Here is a 17,024-nt window from a genome sequence, read left to right as displayed (position 1 = left end):
GTGATAAACAGCAAGTGGTTGTTTTTGTGAAAGATTTTGCAAAACGACCGCTCTTTGCTGTTTGCAGTAGACAATTTCAACCCGTGACAATTTGTCACGGTTTCAAATTCATCCAAGTTATTCCAGCGTCCTATAAAGCCCCAGCCACCTTGCTATCAATAAAATCCAAAAAAGCCCGCATTACCGCTGACTGGTGGCGGTGTCTTAGGTAGATCAAATGCACAGGGTAGTCGTCCATTGGGTGGTCTGGCAAGACTTCGATCAGTCCATTTTCTTGAATTAGGCGGTTGGCGAAGTTTTCATCTAACAGGCCCAGACCCCGCCCGCTTTTGATGGCGTAGATGATGGCGTACATATCGTTGGATGCAAAGGCATAGGGCAGGGACAGGATCTTCTTGCCCATTGGGATTTGGGCGGTTTTTTGATCGCCCTTAGTCCAGGCGACCAAGGGGAACTTGACCAAATCAGCCGGGCTTTGGGGCCTGCCGAAACGTGCCAGCAGATCAGGATGGGCCAGCCATTTGGCTCGGGCGGTCATCACCCGTTTGGCGACCACATTGTCGGTGTGTAAATCGCCACTGCGAAAGGCGAAATCAATGCCATCTTCCACCAAATCCAACAGGCGGTCGGTTACCTGCAAATTCACGCTGACCTGCGGATACAGGGCACAAAACTCATCAATCCAGCCCCAAATTTTTTCCGCCCCGGCACTGGTGGAAATCCGCAATTTTCCACTCAATTCGTCAGAACTTTCACCAAAAGCCTGCTCAACCTGCAGCAAATTATCCATACTTTGATAGACCTGCTCATAGAGTTTCTGCCCAGCCACAGTGGGTTTCACCCCCGTTTTCTGGCGGTCAAAGAGTTGAATTTTCAGGGATTTTTCCAGATCGACAATCTGACGGCTGATGGTAGCAATGGGCACAGACAGGCGTTCGGCCGTTTTGGACAAGCTGCCATCTTGGACGACAGAAACAAAGAGACGAAGGGCGTTTAGGTTCATAGTCTTTCCATATTTGCTAAGAGTTGCCTTATTTTAAGAGTTAGGCATTTCATATTCAAGAAAAATACGGCCAGGCTTAGCTTTCCAAATATGAAAATCATCTTCCCACTTTTGACTATTCATCCATCTGTTTTTAAGAGCTAGAATAGCCGCCATCAAGACATTTCAGAAGAAAGGAAAAAACAATGTTAGATTTTGAAACCACGGTAAAAACCCGTCAATCCATCCGCAAATTTCTGCCGACCCCGATGACAGAAAGTGAAATCAAACAAATTTTAGCTGATGCTCAAAATGCCCCGTCCGCCTGTAATACCCAGCCTTGGCTGGTGCATATTGCATCAGGCGAAACCTTACAGCGTTTGCATAAGATCTTTGCTGAACGTTTTGCGGAAGGTAAATTCAGCCCTGACTTTGAATTTAACCAGATGAAGTACACAGGCATTTATGAGCCACGCTGGCGTGAGCAATATGCCCATGTCTTTACCACCAGCTTTGGCGTATCCCGTGAAGACAAGGCAGGCCGTCAGCCTGTCATTGAACAAAACATCACAGGCTACGGTGCGGCACATATGGCCTTTTTATTTATGCCAAGCATTGATAACCACGATGTAAATCTTGCCAGCGACGTTGGTATGTATTCGCAAACCTTCCTACTCTCTTTAACGGCTCGTGGTTTTGGCGGTATTCCAATGCTCTTTTTATCGATGTTTGCCGATGATATTCGCCGTGAATTGGGCGTACCTGAAAATTACAAGCTACTACACGGCATCGCCTTCGGCCACCCAGATTGGGATGCTCAGCAGAATAAAAAACACCTAGGGCGTGTGCCTGTGGAAGAATCTGCGGTGTTACACTGGTAAGGACAAGCGGTCGATTTTGCGAGAAATTTTGCAAAACGGCTGTGCTTTGTCTGATATGTCAACATACTTACTTGGGGACAATTTGTCCCTAAGTAATTTCAACCCGTGACAATTTGTCACGGTTTCATTACCTTCTACCTTGAGACGTTGTTTGAGCTTACACCAATATGCGGTTGGATCAACACTTTCCGTTAAAATAGCAACCACATCCACAATGGAAAAATACCATTTTTCCTGATCTTCGTCCCAAATTGACCGTACTTTCTGTTCTTCAAACAACTTAATTTCACTCATTTTTCGCCTTTTAATACTGGTTTTATTGTCAGTTTTATAGGGCTAGTATAATCATCTTTTTATCCAGTTCAATACTGGATGTTTAATTTTTCGATCAGGATCACAATTATTGTTTGGGTATTGCTAAATCTAGCCCTGCCCACTCTTCTCCAACAAAAACTCAATCACCACCTGCACCTTCTGTGGGCGGTGTTGGGTCTGCACATAATAGAGATAAAGGGGCGGATATTGTCGCCAGTGGCGTTTGAGAATGGGGATAAAGTCGTCCTTATCAGTAAATTGCGCCATATTCACTTCAAAAATCCGCCCAATGCCCAGGCCCTGACGGGTGCTGTCGGCGATGATTTCAATGGGCGAATTGGGCAATCAGGGCAATTTAAGGTTTCAATAAGCCAACAAGCGGTAAAAAATTCCTTCTTTTTTGCAAATCCTCTCTTGAAAAAGCAATGTGATGATGATCACATTTTAGAAAAATGTTAATGAAATGTTATTGTTTTTCTACAGGGATTTCGCTACTCTCAAGGGCACTTTCAAAAAGGAGGAACAATGAAAAAATTTGCTAAAAAGAGCCTGGTTGCAGCCCTGATTTTGGGGGCGGCAACGGCTTTCGCCAATGCCCCTGCTATGCCGTCTGCCACTGAGCAAGCGGCCATTCGTTACGACAGCAGTAAGGACATCTTCCACCCCGTTTATGCCAAAAATGGCATGGTGGCCAGTGAGCAACACTTGGCAACAGCGGTCGGCCTGGAAATCTTAAAACGGGGCGGCAATGCGGTAGATGCCAGTGTGGCTGTGGGCTTTGCCCTGGCGGTTGTACTGCCAAATGCGGGTAATATCGGCGGGGGCGGCTTTATGGTCCTGCACGATGCCCAGTCGGGCAAGAATTTCTCGGTCGATTTCCGTGAAGTAGCGCCGCTCAAGGCCAGCCGTGATATGTACCTAGACCAAGAGGGCAAGGTGATTGACGGCCGTTCCCTCTACACCCATTTTGCAGTCGGCGTGCCTGGCACGGTGGCAGGCATGGAATATGCCCTGAAAAAATGGGGAACCATGAGCCTGGCTGAAGTGATTGAACCGGCCATCAAGCTGGCCGAAGAAGGCTTTATTGTTGGCCCTGCCCTGGCCAAGACCCTAGCAGCTGAAACCGATAATTTGGGCAAATGGGAAAGCTCCAAGGCCATTTTCTTTAAAAATGGCGAAGTACTCAAAGAGGGCGATCTCTTGGTGCAGGCTGATCTGGCTCAATCCTTAAAACTCATTGCCAAAGACGGAGCCAAGGCCTTTTATGAAGGCGATATTGCCCAAAAAATTGTGGCCGAAATGGAAAAACACAAAGGCCTGATTAGCCTTGAAGATATGAAGGGCTATCAAGCCATAGAGCGTGCACCGATTGAGGGCCAATATCGGGGCTACAAGGTGGTTACCATGCCACCACCAAGCTCGGGCGGGATCCACCTAGTACAAATCCTCAATATGCTTGAACGCTATCCGCTGGCTGACTACGGCCTCAACAGTGCCAAAACCATCCACCACATGGCCGAAGCCATGAAATTGGCCTATGCCGACCGCTCCGAATACTTGGGCGACCCAGATTTCGTTAAGGTGCCGGCTGCGGGCTTAACCTCCAAAAAATACGCCGATGAATTAGCTGGCAAAATCGACCCGAACCAGGTTCGTCCATCCAGTGAAATCAAGCCTGGCCAACCTCAGCCTTATGAAAGCGACCAAACCACCCACTATTCCGTGATGGACAAAAACGGCAATGCCGTGGCCGTGACCTATACCCTCAACCTCAACTTTGGCAGCGGCATTGTGGCGGAAGGCACGGGCATCCTACTCAACAATGAAATGGACGACTTCTCGGCCAAGCCAGGCGTGGCCAATGCCTTTGGCTTGATTGGGGGCGAGGCCAATTCTATTGCGGCCAAAAAACGCCCACTTTCCTCCATGACCCCAACCCTGGTGATGAAAGATGATAAGCCTTGGTTGGTCACCGGCAGCCCAGGCGGGGCAAGAATTATTACCACCGTGCTGCAAAGTGTTATCAACACCATCGACCACAAGCTCAACCCTGCTGAAGCCATTGTCACCCCACGGGTTCACCACCAATGGTTGCCTGATGAATTGCGGGTGGAGGAAGGCCTCAGCCCAGACACCTTGGCCATTTTGAAGGAGAAAGGCTATAAGATCAGCGAAAAAGCCCCAATGGGCCGTGTGCAGATCATCCAAGCCCGTGAAGACGGCTTCTACGGCTACTCCGACCCTCGCAACCCAGAAGGCAAAACCATGGGGTACTAGGGACTGTTGATAATTCCCCCCTCAGCCCTTCGGGCAGCTCCCCCCGCAAGCGGAGGGAGCGAAAGTTAGACAAAATCTTGATGAAAAACTTCCCTCCACCCGCTTGCGGGGGAGGTGCCGAAGGCGGGTACAACCTGATAACATCCTTTACATCATAACCCAAGGACATCGTTTACATTCTTTGCCGTAAAATCGCACCAAACATCTTATCTTTGGTGAAGAAAATGGCTTGGAAACAAACGAATCCTATGGAACAAAAAACGTTATTTATCAAGGCTTGGTTGTCCCAACGCTTTACAAAATCCGACCTGTGTGAACAGTTCGGAATCAGTCGTCCAACAGCCAATAAATGGATTGAACGCTTTAAACAAGGCGGCTTTCCTGGTTTGCAAGAGCTATCCAGAAAGCCACATTATTCGCCCAATGCCACGCCACAATGGATTGTTGAGTGGCTGGTCAGTGAGCGACGCAAACGCCCCGATTGGGGGGCAAAAAAGCTGCTTGACCTGTTTGAGCAACGCTTTCCTGAAGCCAAGAAACCGGCTGATAGCACAGGCGATTTAATCTTGGCTCGAGCAGGACTGGTCAAGCCCCGCAAGGTTCGCCGTCACACGCCAGCAGACAGCTTGCCCTTTGCCGAATGTGACGCCCCTAATACAACCTGGTGCGTGGATTTCAAGGGGCAATTCCAGCTAGGTGACCAGAAATGGTGCTACCCGCTAACGGTGAGCGACCAGTTTTGCCGTTACTTATTGCTTTGTCAGGCCCTGCCCAATACCTTGGGTGACCCTGTAAAAGCCCAGTTTGAACGACTTTTTTACGAGTTCGGGCTGCCTTGGAATATTCGTAGCGACAATGGCTCGCCCTTTGCCTCAACTGCCCTGGGTGGCTTAAGCAAGCTGGCCAAATGGTGGATTGACCTGGGCATTCGGCCCGAGCGTATTCGCCCCGCCCACCCCGAACAAAATGGGCATCATGAGCGAATGCACCGTAGCCTCAAGGCTTGTTTACTCAAGCGTGAGGCCATTGCAGGGAATCTTGCAGACCAACAGGCCATGTTCGATGCTTTTGTGCACGAATATAACCATGAGCGTAGCCACGAAAGCCTGCTTGATGATGACAAAAAACGTCAGACGCCAGCAAGTCTTTATCAGCCCTCAAGTCGTATTTATACCGGCAAGATTGAAGACTATGACTACGGTCAAGGTGTTGAACTTCGTCGAGTTAAACCCAGTGGCGAACTCTGTTGGCAAGGTGAAATTTACTACCTGAGCCAAATTTTAAAGCAAGAAACCGTTGCTTTTGTGCCTTACGCCGATGGTATTTGGCACATTTATTACCGTTTTCATTTTCTGGGTCAAATGGATGACCGAGAGAAGAAAATTACTCCAGCAAGTAGCTGGCATATTAACCATACAATGTAAACGATGTCCTTAGAGAAAAATGTAAAGGATGTTTATGTTGTACAGGCGGAGGGGGGGATTTAATGACCTTTAAGCAAATTATCAACAGACCCTAGGGCTTTTTAAGAACACAAGCGGTGCAAAAAGTTGGATTTTCTGCACCGCTTGTTCCAAGGGTTTAGCTATTGCTTAATAGATACCACCCTAGACAGTCCCTTGCGATCAATAGTGAAATGCAAATCTGCCTGATCAATATCATAGGCCCTTTCCATTTCCATAAAGCATTCCCTAAATTGCCCAACGGGCTTGCCATTGACTTCCGTAATACGATCTTTATCTTCAAAGCCATAAGCCTTGGCCTGTTTATCTTTAATTGAAATCACACAGCCTTTTTTGGTTTCAGGATCAAAGCTCAAGTCAAACCCAAATTGCGGCAAGGAAATAAGCTGATGAGCCAAGGCTTTTTTATCTAAGGCTCGGCTATCTAGGGTAAGATAAAGTGTCTTAGGCATATATTGGCCACTCTCATCCTTGCTCAGTAACTTAATCGTGGCCTGACTGTTGGCACCGCTGGTGGCAACCATGGCTCGAAAGGCAAAGGGATCGCTAATTTCCTTGCCGTTGAAGCTGGTTAAAATATCCCCCACCTTCAAGCCCGCTTTGGCAGAAGCCGAATTGGGCAGCACTTCGGTAATAAAGAGGCCTTTGATGTTGTTGGCTAATTTATAGGAGCGTCTTAGCCCATCATTAATTTGATTTCCCATGGCTCCCAGGGCGCCAAAATTGCCAAAGCCATATTCCTTAAATTGGGCCAGCATCCCTTTTACAATATTGCTTGGCACGGCATAGCCAATACTTTCGCCCTTGGAATGCTTGGCTGTGTTAATACCGATAAGCTCGCCCTTGAGGTTAAGCAAGGCACCGCCTGAATTTCCGCTATTAATGGCTGCATCGGTTTGGATATAGGTGATAAAACGCTCTTCCTTTTTATACTGCTCATTTTCCATCCCCAGCTGCATATAGAGTTTATAGCTTGGGTTGCTTGAGAACCGATCTAGGCTTGAAATAATCCCCTTGGTCACGGTTTGATCTAAGCCATGTGGCGAGCCAATAGCCACGGAGGCCTGCCCCACCTGAAGTTCATCAGAGTCTGCAAAAGGCACCGCACTAAGATTCTCTGGGCTATCGACTAATTTCAGCAGAGCCAGATCGGTTTTATCATCCCGCCCGACCACAAAGGCTCGATAGAGGCGGCCATCCTCAAATTGAACCAAGAGCAAGTCGAATTCTGTCTCCAATTCTTCACAAGTAGGACTTAAGGCATTCTGCACCACAACGTGATTATTGGTTAGAATATAACCATGAGTTTCATCCACGACCACACCAGAACCATTCCCACTCAAAAAATAGCCCATACTGGCTTTTTGGGTATAGGTGCTTAATTTTGCAGGGGAAATCAAAGAACCCCGCTTTTTCCGCCCCTCAACCATGGCGGAAAAAAGGGCTTTCAGATCAAGCGTATCTTCTGCCAATTCTTGCTTAATCTTTTTCTCGCTCTTCCCTTCTCTCTTTAACTTGCAATAGGCTGCAAGCTCCTGTTGTTTCTTGAAGGTTGGGAAATATAAATTTCGGAGATCCCAAATCGTTACCATAGAGGGCTTAACCCGTTCAACCATCTTTTCAAGGCTTTCTGCTGGCGCCTCAGCCCAGGCTTGGGCACTCGAAAAACCTGCCAAGAGGCAAAGCATAAGCATACTTTTTTTCACGTTCATTCTTTTCTTCGCTTCTGATTATTTAGAAATAAATGCCATCCGACCCCTTAGGCACCACCAGATCCACTTCAGGCAGACTGGCTTCTTTTTCAGGGGGTTCAGGCTGAGGGGTAGGCTTGTTAGGCGAAGCTGGTTGCGGCTTGGCCACTTGTTTCTCAGGCTCACTTTTTTTCATGTCGGCCTCGTTTACCACCCGAGGGAAAAAATAATACTGCCCCGTCAACTTACCCTTAACCAAGTAGGCATGAATAAGTGGATTGCCCTCCACAAAGGCCTTGATGGTTTCTGGGCTGGGCTTGAGGCGGTGGAAGGCTTGTTCCAACTGGTTGCGGGAGGCCACAGTGTCAAAGCCGCAGTCGCCCACATCTTCTCGGTTGCGGATGTCGTACTTATTCACATTGGCCCTGTCTTGACGAATCATGGCCACCACACTGGCAGCATTGTGGCCTGACACCAGGCTTTCCCCCTTGTGATTGACCTTATCAATATTGGAAATCCGTGCCTGATAAGAGCATACGATCTCATAGTTTTTGGCTGGTTTCTCTTGTGCCAACAAGGCGGGGGCAAATAAAAACGAGCCTAGCAGGGCTGCTAGGCTAGATTTAGAGATAAACTGGGGCATAAATTTTCCTTCACATCAGAAATTGACTGGCAACCCACTGTGTATAAACAAGTTCAGCAAGGCTGAAGAATTATCCAAGATAATGGTTAGAATATCAACAGCCTTGGGGAAATAAGTGGTCAGCTTATTGAGAAGATAGTTGCTTCAAATTTTCACAGGCATTTTTATGGCCTTGATTACAAGATAAAGTCCAATACTCCCTGGCCTTAGTTAGATCTTTTGTAACCCCTTGACCATAATAATACATTCCAGCAAGACCGTATTGAGCCCATGTATCTCCATGTTCAGCAGCTTTTTTGAGCCAAATAAAAGCCTGCTCATAATTTTGTTTTATACCCTCTCCAGCGTAATACATAGTGCCAATATCAGATTGAGCATCTTTATGCCCTTGCTCAGCTGCTTTTTTAAGCCACATAAAAGCTTGTTCATAATTTTTCTTGATACCTTCCCCTGTACTATACATATGGCCAATCATGAATTGAGCCTGTTTATAACCCTGTTCAGCTGCTTTTTTAACCCACACAAAAGCCTGTTTATAGTTTTGTTTTACGCCTTCTCCTCGATAATACATCACCCCAAGATTATATTGAGCGTACATATCTCTCTGTTCTGCAGCCTTCTTAAACCACTTAAAGGCCTCTGAATAATCTTGAATAAGGTAATATTTATGACCTAAATAAACTTGCGCCTCCGCATTCCCTCCCTCAGCATAAAAACTCAACCTTTCCTTATTCATATTCTGAAAGTCTTGAGCAAGGGTGGTTTGAGAAAAGCCGACTGACAAAGCAAGCGAAACCAAAAGGCCTAAAGTGTTCTTAATACGCATAGAAAGCTCCAAAATAGTAAGTTAAAAATAGGGCGTGTTAATGTTTTAAGTATATAAAATAAGCAAATTTATCTAATCCTTTATCCCCAGCACGGCAGAGCCGTACTAGGCAATAAATAGGTTGATTTTTATGCTTGAAACATCAACAGACCTTAGCAAACGATTGCAATTTCAACATTTTACACTGGTTTTTTTTGCACAATAAGATTGTGAATTTTAAGCAGTTTAAGCCTTAAAAAAGACCAAAAAGGGATGGAAATAGGGTATTTAGTCGCAAGAAAAGCAATCAGGCTTAGTGTAAATTAGCTCGCCTGTAGGGTGGGCATCCTTGCCCACCATTGATAACTGTGTTGAATCGGTGGGCAAGGATGCCCACCCTACCAGCACTTGACAGAAAAAAGAGAAGAAAACTACTCCCTCGCAAGCGCCATAATGGGATTAAGCTGGGAGGCTTTTTTGGCCGGCATATAGCCGAAGACCACGCCGATTAGGGTTGAGAAGGCAACGGCAGCGATAATAGAGCCTGTGGAAAAGGCCATGCTGAAATCGCTCATAAAGGTGTTGAATAAGAGGCCGATGGCAGAAGAGAGCAAAATGCCTGTTACACCACCAATCATACAAATCAGCACTGCTTCAATCAAAAACTGTTGCAGAATGTTGGACTGCCTGGCTCCAATGGCCATCCGCACGCCGATTTCCTTGGTACGCTCAGTAACAGACACTAGCATAATGTTCATCACACCAATCCCACCCACAATGAGGGAGATAAAGGCGATAGAGGAAATCAAGAGCTTCATGGTGCCAGTGGTGCTTTCCACGGTCTGCTTGATGGTGTCGCTGTTCATGATAAAGAAGTCCTTTTTGCCGTGTCGCATGGTTAGAAATTCGGTCAGGCTTTTCTCTGCCACGGTGGTATTGACGTTATCAGCAATTTTCACCGTAATGGAAGAGATGGTCGTCCCACCTGTCACCTTATTAAGCACCGTGGTATAAGGGGCATAAAGGTTAAGCGAGCTGCTGGCCCCGCCCATTTGCTGGCGGTTGCTCACCACGCCGATAATCCGCAAGGGGCGTTTATTAAAAATCACCACCCTGCCCAACGGGTTTTCATCGGCAAAAATGGCCCGCTTGGCACTTTCATCAATCAAGACTACCTGGGCATTTTCCTCAATATCTTGGGCAGAAATCAGACTGCCCTGTCTAAGTTTAAGCCCTTCCACATCAAAATACTGTTCACCCACCCCACGCAAGCTGGTGGAAGAAAAAGATTGGTTGCCGTAAATCAGGGTGCCGCTAGACGATGAGTTGGGCGTTACGCTCTGCACATAACTTTGCTTGGCTAAGGCATTGGCATCGCCCACCGTTAAATTAGGCAGGGCACGGCGGTCGCCAAAGCCCGTGCCGTTAAAAATAGACATGGTGTTGGTGCCAATCCCCCTGATATTTTCCAGGATTTTTTGTTGGGAGCCGTTACCCAAAGCCACCACCGACACCACCGAGGTAATGCCGATAATGATCCCCAGCATGGTCAAAAGCGACCGCATTTTGTGGGCGATGATGGCACTGACCGACATCCTAAAGGCTTCGACCAGCTGATCCTTGCTGAAGCCAAAACGCATTTTTGCAGGTTTTTGGCCATTTTTGACCGCTTGCACCGCCTCTTTTTGGCTGTCGCCGATAATCTCACCATCTTTAATCTCAATGACCCGATTGGCCGAGGCGGCAATATCTTTATCGTGAGTGACCATAATAATGGTATGGCCTTCGCTGTGGAGCTGGCGGAGGATTTCCATCACGTTTGCCCCACTGCCCGAGTCCAAGGCCCCTGTCGGTTCATCGGCCAGGATAATTTCGCCGCCATTCATCAAGGCACGGGCGATACTGACCCGCTGTTGCTGACCGCCTGAAAGCTGGCTGGGCTTGTTGGCCTCTTTGCCGTCTAAGCCCAGTTTATGCAGAAGCTGCACAGCCCCTTCCAAGCGTTCCTTTTGTGATTTACCTGCATAAATAGCCGGCAAGGCAACATTTTCGGCTGCGGTCAGGCTGGAAAGGAGGTTGTAGCGTTGGAAGATGAAGCCGAATTTTTGGCTTCTCAGATCTGAGAGCTGATCGCCCGAAAGCTGGGCGGTTTCCTTGCCATCGATCTTGTAAGATCCGCTGGTGGCCGTGTCTAAACAGCCGATGATGTTCATCAGGGTCGATTTGCCCGACCCCGACTGGCCGATAATGGCGACAAAATCGCCCTTTTCAATCGAAAGCGACACATCCTTTAAGATATGCACCCGATTTTCCCCCTCACCAAAATAGCGGTTGAGGTTTTTGATTTCGATGATGTTCATTTTGTTTTCTCTTAAGGGAACTCCCTCCCCCGCAAGCGGGGGAGGGAATTTACTTAGCATCACTTACTTAAAATATCCTCGGCCCACGCCCAGCACTGCCCACCTTCTCGCCTGCGGCAACTTGGGAAACGATAACCTCCTCGCCCTCATTTAGGCCTGATTTAATTTCAGTTTGGAAGTCGTTTTGCACCCCAATTTCCACCTCACGTTTTTCTGGCTGGTTTTGGCCGTTCAATACATTGACAAAATAGGCCTTGCCCTGGCGTTGTAGGGCCATATTGCTGACATAAAGCACATCATTGGCCTGGGCGATTTTGATGCTGTTTTCGGTGGTCATCCCAATGCGTAGCACACGGTTGGGGTTGTCCACCACTAAATTGGCGTAGTAATAAACCGCTGAGGCACTGGAACTGGTGCTGGTTGTGGTGCTTGAGCTGTTATCGCTGATGGTGGTTGTGGCAGGATCAACCGAATCGACCACCGCATCATACTGGGTGCGGCTGTCAGATAAAATGGTAAAGGTCACCGCTTGGCCGGCCTTAACCTTGGTAATGTCGCCTTCTGAAATTTCAGGCTTGATCAGCATTTTATCCAGATTAGCCACTTTCACGATGGTTGGAGTGGATTGGTTGGAATTGACCGTCTGGCCCTCTGAAATCGGGGTTGAAATCACCGTGCCGTCAATCGGCGAGGTAATTTTGGTGTAGCCCACATTGGTTTGAGCCGTGTCCACCTCAATTTCAGCCTGCTTAATGCTTTCTTGCAGGGCTTCAATTTCGGCCTTGGCGGCATCAAGGGTGTTCTTAGCATTTTCCATTTCTACCTGTGAAGCCGATTTTTGGCTGTAGAGCTTGGCCAGGCGATTATAGTTGGTTGTGGCAATGGTATGGGCAGTTTGCTTGGCCTTGAGCTGGGCCTTGTAGCTGGCTAATTGGGCCTTTTTGGTGTTGAGGTTATTGACCTGGGTGGTGGAGTCAATTTCGGCAATTAAATCGCCCTTATTCACTTCCTGCCCAAGTTTGACATAGAGCTTAATCACCTTGCCCGACACCTGGGCCCCCACATCCACCTCGTTGGTGCTTTCAATCGAGCCTGTGGCGATCACGCTTTTTTCCACATTGCCCCGTTGGACAGGTTCGGTTAAGTAGGTTGTTGCAGGCGTTTGGTTATCCTGCCAATAGTAGTAGCCTGCACCAGCTGCTAGAGCGAGGAGCAGTAAAATCAGGAGTTTTTTCATGGTTTTTGCCTTCCGAATAATGATACCTGCTATTTAAGCAGGCAAATCTTAAAATAATCTTAAACTTTAATTCCCCAAAGGGGAATGATGATGCCTAACCGTGGGTAACTCGTTACCCACGGCAATAAAGATGGCTAGCTTTCTTGCTCAATCAAAATGAGAATGGCCGCATCCCCGCCCCATTCTCTAGGGGCTTGATGCAGTGCCATAACCTTGGGGTGTTGCACCAACCAGCGGGGAATCTGCTGTTTGAGGGTACAGGTGCCGAAGCCGGTCATAATGCTGGCACAAAAGACCTTTTCCTTTTCGCAGGCCAAGATCAGGCTGGCCAGCTCTAGTTTGGCCTTTTCCCGGGTCAGGCCGTGTAAGTCTAAAAAGAGTTCGGGCTGGAAATCCCCCCTGCGGAGCTGCTTGAGGATATGCGGATCAACATCCGAGCGGCGGTATTTAACCTTGTCATTTTCTTCACTCAAGAGCGGTTCATACTCGTCCGAAAAGTAGAAAAGCGTGTCCTTCTGCTCCTGCAAGGCCCGTACTTCATTAACCTTCTTGCGGGGCTGGGTTTTGGCCACAAAGGTGTCTTGCTTGATCTTTTTCGTGCCCTTTACGGCTTCACGAAAAAGGGCTAATTCTTCTTCATTTAACATTTTTTTACCTCTAATCAATCCGCAACATTCTAACACAAAGCAAAATATGGTATAACACTGCCATGTTTGGATAAACGAGAATCTTATGATTGACCCTCAATATAATTTGGATCTCCTCGATGAGATCCAGGCCTCCAATGCTGCCGATGAGCTGCACAGCATTTTGGATATGATGCGCTGGGCCTATAGCTGCTTTAACGCCTCCGATCTCTATTACGGCCACGGCTACGACAATGCCTGGGACGAGGCCCATCAGTTAATTTTAAGCGGTCTTTATCTGCCCATTGATGTGCCTGAAACCTTCTATGCCTCCCGCCTGACCCTGACCGAAAAACAACGCCTTATCAATATGGTGGAACAACGCTTGGGCTGGCGTAAACCTGTAGCCTATTTAACCAATTCAGCCTGGTTCTGTGGTTTGGAATTTTATGTGGATGAACGGGTCATCGTGCCCCGCTCCCCCATTGGCGAACTGATTGGCCAAGGCTTCACCGGCATTTTACGGGCAGAACCACAACGGATTTTGGATATGTGTACCGGCTCGGGCTGCATTGCTATTGCCTGTGCCGACCGCTTCCCCAATGCCATTGTGGATGCCGTTGATCTGTCTGCCGATGCCCTTAACGTTACGGAAATCAATATCGACCGCCACCAAATGATCGAGCGAGTTTACCCTTTCCAATCCGATCTCTTTAACGATCTAGCCCAAGACAAGTACGACCTGATCGTCACCAACCCGCCTTATGTGGATGCCGAAGACCTAGGCGATATGCCAGAAGAATATCACCACGAGCCTGAAATGGCGCTAGGCTCAGGCCACGATGGCCTAGAAATCACCAAACGCATTTTAGCAACCGCTTCTGCTTATTTAAGCGACAATGGCGTGCTGGTTTGCGAAGTCGGCAACTCCATGGTGCATTTGATGGAACAATTCCCAAGCGTGCCTTTTAACTGGATCGAGTTTAAAAACGGCGGCCTAGGCGTATTTAGCCTGACCCGTGAACAGTTGGCCGCCCACCAACACCTATTTGCATAAATTGGCCCAAAACCTCCCGCTTGTTGGGAGGTTTTTCTTATTTAAACACAAGAAAAGGAAACAAACATGATAACCCTCGGAACCCCTCTTACCCCCAAAGCGACTAAAGTAATGATGCTCGGCTCAGGCGAACTGGGCAAGGAAGTCGTCATTGAACTCCAACGCTTAGGCGTGGAAGTGATCGCCGTTGATCGCTATGAAAACGCCCCAGCCCAGCAGGTCGCCCACCGGGCCTATACCATTTCCATGTTAGACGGCCAGGCCCTTAGAGCCCTAGTTGAACAGGAAAAGCCTGATTTTATCGTGCCAGAAGTGGAAGCCATTGCCACCGCAACCCTTGTTGAACTCGAAGCAGAAGGCTACACGATCATCCCAACCGCCAAGGCCACCCAACTGACCATGAACCGTGAGGGCATTCGCCGTTTGGCCGCTGAAGAGCTGGGCTTGAAAACCTCGCCTTATCGCTTTGTGGAGAATTTTGAGGCCTTCCAACAAGCGGTTTCAGAGATTGGTATCCCTTGCGTGGTCAAGCCCATTATGTCCTCCTCTGGCCACGGCCAAAGTGTGGTTAAGTCAGAAGCCGATATCCAAAAGGCTTGGGATTATTCTCAGGAAGGTGGCCGGGCTGGTGGTGGCCGTGTGATTGTAGAAGGCTTTATCAAGTTCGATTATGAAATCACCCTTCTCACTGTTCGCCATATCCATGGAACCTCCTTCCTGGCCCCAATCGGCCACGTTCAAGTGGACGGGGATTATCGTGAATCCTGGCAGCCCCAGGCAATGTCAGATCTGGCCCTCAAGCGAGCCCAAGAAACGGCCGAAAAGATTACCACTGCCCTGGGCGGAAGGGGGATTTTCGGGGTGGAACTCTTTGTTTGTGGCGATGAAATCATCTTTAACGAGGTCTCCCCACGCCCGCATGACACCGGCATGGTAACCCTGATTTCGCAAGAACTGTCTGAATTCGCCCTCCATGCTCGGGCTATTTTAGGCCTGCCTATTCCTGAAATCGCCCTCATCAGCCCATCAGCCTCCCGGGCTGTGGTGGTTGAGGGGAAATCCAAGCAGGTGAGTTTTGGCAATTTAGATAAGGTCTTGGAAGAGGCTGGCACCAATATCCGCCTCTTTGGCAAGGGCGAAGTCAATGGCCACCGCCGTTTAGGTGTGGTATTGGCTCGAGATGAGAGCGTGGAAAAGGCCAGAGAAAAGGCTAAACGGGCTTATGATAAGTTAAGTGTTGAGCTCTAAAAAAATGGTGGGTCAAAACCCACCATTTTCTTTACCTAAATGGCCCAACCCAAGGCATAGAAGGCCACAAGAGCAACAGCAATAATCACCGTGCCGATATTGAGTTTCTTGAATTCGCCTGAAATCACACGGCCAATCACCAAGACGGCAAAGCCCAACATAATCCCCGTCACGATGTTGGCGGTAAGCACGATAAAGACCGCACAAACCAGGCCAGACATGGCACCAACAAAATCCTCAAAATCCAATTTAGACACATTGCTTAACATGAGCAAGCCCACATACATAAGGGCAGGGGCGGTGGCATAGCCAGGCACCAAGAAGGCCAGCGGCTGGAAGAAGAGCATAAGTAGGAAAAGCACGCCCACCACAACCGCGGTTAAGCCTGTTTTGCCACCCACGGCAGTGCCTGCGGCAGACTCAATATAAACCGCAGCAGGGGCTGTGCCGAAGAGGCCAGACAGCACGCTGCCCAAGGAGTCGGAGGTCAAGGCACGGCCGCCGTTAATAATCTGGCCGTCCTTGTCTAACAAGTTGGCCTGGCCTGCCACTGCACGAATGGTGCCTGTGGCATCAAAAATGGCCGTCATCACCAGGGCAAACACCACAGGCAGAATGGCCGTGTTAAGGGCGCCCATAAGATCCAAATTAAGGAAGAGGGAGTTTTCCCCAAAACTTGGCATTTTAAAAATCTGGCCGCTGAATTTTACATTAGGGTCAAAAATCAAACCAATCACCGTGATGGCAATAATCACCCAAAGGATAGAGCCTTTGACCTGCAAACGTTCCAAGCCAATAATGGCAGCCAGGCCAAGCAAGGCCATCAGCACAGGGAAGGAGGTAAACTCGCCCATCTTGACCGGCAGGCCAGCTTGGTTACCCACAACCAGGCCTACGCCGTTAGCGGCGATAAGCAAGAGGAAGAGGCCAATACCAATCCCCGCCCCATGGGCAATGCTGGCAGGCAGGTTACGGAGAATCCAGGCCCGAATGCCTGTTACCGAAACCAGGGTAAAGACCACCCCCATCAGGAAAATGGCCCCCAAGGCAACAGGAATAGAAATACCCTGGCCCAGCACCAGGCTAAAGGCAGTAAAGGCGGTTAGGGAAATGGCCGCACCAATGGCCATGGGCACGTTGGCCCACAGGCCAATCAAAATCGACCCCAAGCCCGACACCAAACAGGTGGCGATAAAGACTGAATCGGCAGGAAAGCCAGCGGCACTGAGCATATTAGGCACAACGATAACCGAATAGACCATGGCCAAGAAGGTGGTTAAGCCTGCAACCACTTCCTGACGAACAGAAGAGCCACGGGCTTCAAGTTGAAATAAAGACATAAGGAGACCTCGAATAAAAAAGAGGGCGAGATTTTACCCAAATTAACCCACTTAAGCAAACGATTGCATCAAACAAGCGGTTTATTTTCATCAATTTTT

Annotated in this window: 15 protein-coding genes; 5 read left to right on the top strand and 10 right to left on the bottom strand. The window is 48.5% G+C overall.

Annotation, left to right across the window (positions count from 1 at the left end; translation table 11 throughout):
• Window positions 1-130: 130 nt before the first annotated feature.
• A complete protein-coding gene (locus A4G20_04945) occupies window positions 131-1,003 on the bottom strand; it encodes a transcriptional regulator (protein ID QIW15721.1) in 873 nt (290 codons plus the stop codon).
• A 185-nt stretch (window positions 1,004-1,188) separates the two neighbouring features.
• Here A4G20_04945 and A4G20_04940 point away from each other — a divergent pair, with 185 nt between their 5' ends.
• On the top strand, window positions 1,189-1,863 hold the full coding sequence (locus tag A4G20_04940) for a nitroreductase (protein ID QIW15720.1): 675 nt from the start codon (window positions 1,189-1,191) through the stop codon (window positions 1,861-1,863).
• Here the strand turns inward: A4G20_04940 and A4G20_04935 are convergent.
• Window positions 1,852-2,157, bottom strand: a complete 306-nt coding sequence (locus A4G20_04935) for an ATPase (GenBank protein QIW15719.1) — start codon at window positions 2,155-2,157, stop codon at window positions 1,852-1,854. The genes A4G20_04940 and A4G20_04935 overlap by 12 nt on opposite strands.
• A gap of 129 nt (window positions 2,158-2,286) precedes the next feature.
• Window positions 2,287-2,523 carry a hypothetical protein gene (locus A4G20_04930; GenBank protein QIW15718.1) on the bottom strand — a complete coding sequence of 79 codons (237 nt, stop codon included), beginning with the start codon at window positions 2,521-2,523 and terminating at the stop codon, window positions 2,287-2,289.
• Window positions 2,524-2,703: 180 nt separating this feature from the next.
• Between A4G20_04930 and A4G20_04925 the strand changes: the two genes are divergently transcribed.
• Both A4G20_04925 and A4G20_04920 read left to right on the top strand, forming a co-directional pair.
• Window positions 2,704-4,455: a gamma-glutamyltransferase gene (locus tag A4G20_04925; protein ID QIW15717.1), complete on the top strand. Its 1,752-nt coding sequence runs from the start codon at window positions 2,704-2,706 to the stop codon at window positions 4,453-4,455.
• Between the two features lie 224 nt (window positions 4,456-4,679).
• Entirely contained in the window at window positions 4,680-5,879 is a 1,200-nt protein-coding gene (locus A4G20_04920) for an integrase (protein QIW15716.1), read from the top strand.
• A gap of 161 nt (window positions 5,880-6,040) precedes the next feature.
• Here the strand turns inward: A4G20_04920 and A4G20_04915 are convergent, their stop codons facing one another.
• The 6 genes from A4G20_04915 to A4G20_04890 form a co-directional block, all read right to left on the bottom strand.
• Window positions 6,041-7,630: a hypothetical protein gene (locus A4G20_04915; GenBank protein ID QIW15715.1), complete on the bottom strand. Its 1,590-nt coding sequence runs from the start codon at window positions 7,628-7,630 to the stop codon at window positions 6,041-6,043.
• Between the two features lie 22 nt (window positions 7,631-7,652).
• A complete protein-coding gene (locus tag A4G20_04910; protein QIW15714.1) occupies window positions 7,653-8,252 on the bottom strand; it encodes a hypothetical protein in 600 nt (199 codons plus the stop codon).
• Between the two features lie 124 nt (window positions 8,253-8,376).
• Window positions 8,377-9,072 carry a hypothetical protein gene (locus A4G20_04905; GenBank protein QIW16853.1) on the bottom strand — a complete coding sequence of 232 codons (696 nt, stop codon included), beginning with the start codon at window positions 9,070-9,072 and terminating at the stop codon, window positions 8,377-8,379.
• Between the two features lie 416 nt (window positions 9,073-9,488).
• On the bottom strand, window positions 9,489-11,417 hold the full coding sequence (locus A4G20_04900; protein QIW15713.1) for a macrolide ABC transporter permease/ATP-binding protein MacB: 1,929 nt from the start codon (window positions 11,415-11,417) through the stop codon (window positions 9,489-9,491).
• A gap of 67 nt (window positions 11,418-11,484) precedes the next feature.
• Window positions 11,485-12,654 carry an efflux transporter periplasmic adaptor subunit gene (locus A4G20_04895; GenBank protein QIW15712.1) on the bottom strand — a complete coding sequence of 390 codons (1,170 nt, stop codon included), beginning with the start codon at window positions 12,652-12,654 and terminating at the stop codon, window positions 11,485-11,487.
• Between the two features lie 134 nt (window positions 12,655-12,788).
• Window positions 12,789-13,301: a hypothetical protein gene (locus tag A4G20_04890; GenBank protein QIW15711.1), complete on the bottom strand. Its 513-nt coding sequence runs from the start codon at window positions 13,299-13,301 to the stop codon at window positions 12,789-12,791.
• 85 nt (window positions 13,302-13,386) lie between these two features.
• Here A4G20_04890 and A4G20_04885 point away from each other — a divergent pair, with 85 nt between their 5' ends.
• Together A4G20_04885 and A4G20_04880 are read left to right on the top strand one after the other, a co-directional pair.
• Window positions 13,387-14,337 (top strand): ribosomal protein L3 N(5)-glutamine methyltransferase, encoded by a 951-nt coding sequence (locus A4G20_04885; protein QIW15710.1) that lies wholly within the window; start codon window positions 13,387-13,389, stop codon window positions 14,335-14,337.
• A 66-nt stretch (window positions 14,338-14,403) separates the two neighbouring features.
• Window positions 14,404-15,585 carry a phosphoribosylglycinamide formyltransferase 2 gene (locus A4G20_04880; GenBank protein QIW15709.1) on the top strand — a complete coding sequence of 394 codons (1,182 nt, stop codon included), beginning with the start codon at window positions 14,404-14,406 and terminating at the stop codon, window positions 15,583-15,585.
• 35 nt (window positions 15,586-15,620) lie between these two features.
• On the opposite strand, the gene A4G20_04875 is transcribed toward A4G20_04880, so the two are convergent.
• Complete coding sequence (locus A4G20_04875; GenBank protein QIW15708.1) at window positions 15,621-16,925, bottom strand: permease; 1,305 nt, start codon at window positions 16,923-16,925, stop codon at window positions 15,621-15,623.
• Window positions 16,926-17,024: the final 99 nt, after the last annotated feature.

Source organism: Pasteurellaceae bacterium RH1A, from assembly GCA_012221805.1.
Lineage (GTDB): Bacteria > Pseudomonadota > Gammaproteobacteria > Enterobacterales > Pasteurellaceae > RH1A.
The sequence above is the reverse complement of the archived record's forward strand: the minus strand, read 5'-3'. Positions and strand labels throughout refer to the sequence as shown.

Excerpts from the sequence above, each read along its gene's own strand:
- A4G20_04945 (QIW15721.1), bottom strand. The coding sequence starts at position 1,003 with ATGAACCTAAACGCCCTTCGTCTCTTTGTTTCTGTCGTCCAAGATGGC.
- A4G20_04940 (QIW15720.1), top strand. The coding sequence starts at position 1,189 with ATGTTAGATTTTGAAACCACGGTAAAAACCCGTCAATCCATCCGCAAA.
- A4G20_04935 (QIW15719.1), bottom strand. The coding sequence starts at position 2,157 with ATGAGTGAAATTAAGTTGTTTGAAGAACAGAAAGTACGGTCAATTTGG.
- A4G20_04925 (QIW15717.1), top strand. The coding sequence starts at position 2,704 with ATGAAAAAATTTGCTAAAAAGAGCCTGGTTGCAGCCCTGATTTTGGGG.
- A4G20_04920 (QIW15716.1), top strand. The coding sequence starts at position 4,680 with ATGGCTTGGAAACAAACGAATCCTATGGAACAAAAAACGTTATTTATC.
- A4G20_04915 (QIW15715.1), bottom strand. The coding sequence starts at position 7,630 with ATGAACGTGAAAAAAAGTATGCTTATGCTTTGCCTCTTGGCAGGTTTT.
- A4G20_04910 (QIW15714.1), bottom strand. The coding sequence starts at position 8,252 with ATGCCCCAGTTTATCTCTAAATCTAGCCTAGCAGCCCTGCTAGGCTCG.
- A4G20_04900 (QIW15713.1), bottom strand. The coding sequence starts at position 11,417 with ATGAACATCATCGAAATCAAAAACCTCAACCGCTATTTTGGTGAGGGG.
- A4G20_04895 (QIW15712.1), bottom strand. The coding sequence starts at position 12,654 with ATGAAAAAACTCCTGATTTTACTGCTCCTCGCTCTAGCAGCTGGTGCA.
- A4G20_04890 (QIW15711.1), bottom strand. The coding sequence starts at position 13,301 with ATGTTAAATGAAGAAGAATTAGCCCTTTTTCGTGAAGCCGTAAAGGGC.
- A4G20_04885 (QIW15710.1), top strand. The coding sequence starts at position 13,387 with ATGATTGACCCTCAATATAATTTGGATCTCCTCGATGAGATCCAGGCC.
- A4G20_04880 (QIW15709.1), top strand. The coding sequence starts at position 14,404 with ATGATAACCCTCGGAACCCCTCTTACCCCCAAAGCGACTAAAGTAATG.
- A4G20_04875 (QIW15708.1), bottom strand. The coding sequence starts at position 16,925 with ATGTCTTTATTTCAACTTGAAGCCCGTGGCTCTTCTGTTCGTCAGGAA.